Annotated in this window: 1 rRNA gene; it reads left to right on the plus strand. The window is 50.5% G+C overall.

Annotated features, from left to right (window positions below):
- Window positions 1–66 precede the first annotated feature (66 nt).
- Window positions 67–2439 (plus strand): 23S ribosomal RNA (locus ADH02_RS00025); the annotation flags it as partial.

Here is a 2439-nt window from a genome sequence, read left to right on the forward strand (position 1 = left end):
GTTAGAGTAACATCTAACGAAAAGAGTTTTTTAACAAAACGCAACGCTATGCGACATTTAACCAACGGTTAAGTGAATAAGGGCGCACGGTGGATGCCTTGGTACTAGGAGCCGAAGAAGGACGGAACTAACACCGATATGCTTTGGGGAGCTGTAAGTAAGCTAAGATCCAAAGATTTCCGAATGGGGGAACCCAACACCTTTCATAGGGTGTTACCAATGAGTGAATACATAGCTCATTAGGAGGTACACGCAGGGAACTGAAACATCTCATTACCTGCAGGAAGAGAAAGAAAAATCGATTCCCTGAGTAGCGGCGAGCGAAACGGGAGGAGCCCAAACCAACGAGCTTGCTTGTTGGGGTTGTAGGACTAGAACGTGAGAAGAAATCAAGATAGCAGAAGTGGTCTGGAAAGGCCCATCAAAGAAGGTGACAATCCTGTACGCGACATCTTGATGAACTCTACTAGCATCCTGAGTACGGCGGGACACGAGGAATCCCGTCGGAATCCGCCAGGACCATCTGGCAAGGCTAAATACTACCTAGTGACCGATAGTGAACCAGTACCGTGAGGGAAAGGTGAAAAGAACCCCGGGAGGGGAGTGAAAGAGTACCTGAAACCGTGTGCTTACAAGTAGTCAGAGCCCGTTAATGGGTGATGGCGTGCCTTTTGTAGAATGAACCGGCGAGTTACGTTTACATGCGAGGTTAAGATGAAGAGTCGGAGCCGTAGCGAAAGCGAGTCTGAATAGGGCGCATGTAGTATGTGGACGTAGACCCGAAACCAAGTGATCTACCCATGTCCAGGTTGAAGGTGCGGTAAAACGCACTGGAGGACCGAACCAGGGCACGTTGAAAAGTGCTTGGATGAGGTGTGGGTAGCGGAGAAATTCCAATCGAACTTGGAGATAGCTGGTTCTCTCCGAAATAGCTTTAGGGCTAGCCTCGGAATCAAGAATCGTGGAGGTAGAGCACTGTTTGGACTAGGGGCCCATCTCGGGTTACCGAATTCAGATAAACTCCGAATGCCATGTATTTATATCCGGGAGTCAGACTGCGAGTGATAAGATCCGTAGTCGAAAGGGAAACAGCCCAGACCACCAGCTAAGGTCCCAAAATATCTGTTAAGTGGAAAAGGATGTGGGGTTGCACAGACAACTAGGATGTTGGCTTAGAAGCAGCCATCATTCAAAGAGTGCGTAATAGCTCACTAGTCGAGTGACCCTGCGCCGAAAATGTAACGGGGCTAAACAGATTACCGAAGCTGTGGATTGGACCTTATGGTCCAGTGGTAGGAGAGCGTTCTAAGGGCGGTGAAGCATGACCGTAAGGACATGTGGAGCGCTTAGAAGTGAGAATGCCGGTATGAGTAGCGAAAGACGGGTGAGAATCCCGTCCACCGAATAACTAAGGTTTCCTGGGGAAGGCTCGTCCTCCCAGGGTTAGTCGGGACCTAAGGCGAGGCCGATAGGCGTAGTCGATGGACAACAGGTTGATATTCCTGTACTTCTATAAATCGTTTGAGCAATGGAGGGACGCAGGAGGCTAAGAAAAGCGTACGACTGGAAGTGTACGCCCAAGCAGTGAGTCGGCTGATGAGTCAAATGCTTATCACGGATGCGACAAGCTGTGACGGGGAGGGAAGTTTAGTACCGAAGTTTCTGATGTCACACTGCCGAGAAAAGCTTCTAGCAAGATTTATAGGACCCGTACCGCAAACCGACACAGGTAGTTGAGGAGAGAATCCTAAGGTGAGCGAGCGAACTCTCGTTAAGGAACTCGGCAAAATGACCCCGTAACTTCGGGAGAAGGGGTGCTGGTAGCAATACCAGCCGCAGTGAATAGGCCCAGGCGACTGTTTATCAAAAACACAGGTCTCTGCAAAATCGAAAGATGACGTATAGGGGCTGACGCCTGCCCGGTGCTGGAAGGTTAAGAGGAGAGGTTAGCGCAAGCGAAGCTTTGAATTGAAGCCCCAGTAAACGGCGGCCGTAACTATAACGGTCCTAAGGTAGCGAAATTCCTTGTCGGGTAAGTTCCGACCCGCACGAAAGGCGTAACGATCTGGGCACTGTCTCAACGAGAGACTCGGTGAAATTATAGTACCTGTGAAGATGCAGGTTACCCGCGACAGGACGGAAAGACCCCATGGAGCTTTACTGTAGTTTGATATTGAGTGTTTGTGTCACATGTACAGGATAGGTAGGAGCTGAAGAATCCGGGACGCCAGTTTCGGAGGAGGCAACGGTGGGATACTACCCTTGTGACATGACCACTCTAACCCGCACCCCTCACCGGGGTGGGAGACAGTGTCAGACGGGCAGTTTGACTGGGGCGGTCGCCTCCTAAAGTGTAACGGAGGCGCCCAAAGGTTCCCTCAGAATGGTTGGAAATCATTCGTAGAGTGTAAAGGCAGAAGGGAGCTTGACTGCGAGACC

It is taken from the genome of Streptococcus sp. 263_SSPC (genome assembly GCF_001071995.1).
GTDB lineage: Bacteria > Bacillota > Bacilli > Lactobacillales > Aerococcaceae > Granulicatella.